Here is a 443-nt window from a genome sequence, read left to right as displayed (position 1 = left end):
ACTACATGGTGATGGGCGATCGCGGCATGGCCGACATGGGCGCGATGGAGATGCCTCTGCCCGACAACACCCTGCCCATGATGACCGGCACCGGCCCCTTCGGTGCGCTGGAGATGGGCGGCATGTTCAGCGTGCTCAAGGTGCGCGAGGGCCTCGCGGCGAGGGATTTCCGGGACCCGGGCGACTATGTGCAGCCGCCCGGCACGCGCGCGCACGAGTGGACGGGCGGTGCCGACGCGCTGCCGCCCGCGCCGCGTGCGGCGAATGCGCCGCCTGTGGGTGCTACTTCCGACGATGGCGCGGCGCGTGTGCGCAAGCCGGGCAGTGGGCATCAAGGCCACCAGGGCCATCAGGGCCATACCGGCCATGGCCACGACCATTGACTGCGCGACCTTCCGCCCGCCATGCCATCGCTTCACACCTCCATCGTCATCACACACATG

The 443-nt window shown here is 69.5% G+C and carries 1 protein-coding gene; it reads left to right on the top strand.

Annotated features, from left to right (window positions below; all coding sequences use genetic code 11):
* The coding region (locus GVN67_RS29240) for a hypothetical protein (RefSeq protein ID WP_235035624.1) at positions 1 to 383 on the top strand (383 nt) is incomplete at its 5' end.
* Positions 384 to 443: the final 60 nt, after the last annotated feature.

This window comes from Roseomonas sp. 18066, from assembly GCF_902706185.1.
Classification (GTDB): domain Bacteria; phylum Pseudomonadota; class Alphaproteobacteria; order Acetobacterales; family Acetobacteraceae; genus Pseudoroseomonas.
Note: the sequence above shows the minus strand (reverse complement) of the source record. Positions and strands in the feature narration are given on the sequence as shown.